1 protein-coding gene is annotated in these 223 nt (G+C 63.2%); it reads left to right on the forward strand.

Annotated elements, in window-relative coordinates; all coding sequences use genetic code 11:
- The coding region (locus tag ABR397_RS25695; RefSeq protein ID WP_350307937.1) for a contractile injection system protein, VgrG/Pvc8 family at positions 1-223 on the forward strand (223 nt) is incomplete at both ends.

Below are 223 nucleotides of genomic sequence, written 5' to 3' on the forward strand. Positions count from 1 at the left end.
CAAAAACCCGGTCTGGGCCGCCGAGTTTCGCCACCATATGCGGGAACAAAACCTCCAGCACACCGGCTATGAACACTTCGATTTCCCCGGCCGCTTCAAAGACGAGCAGCATGGCGCCGATTTCACCCGCTACCGGCTCGAAGCCCTGCGCAATGACGCCCTGACCGGCCACGGGGACAGTAACCACGCCGCCATGCTGCCGGGGGTCCTGTTCACCCTCACC

The sequence above is a fragment of the Photorhabdus viridis genome, from assembly GCF_040256935.1.
GTDB lineage: Bacteria > Pseudomonadota > Gammaproteobacteria > Enterobacterales > Enterobacteriaceae > Photorhabdus > Photorhabdus viridis.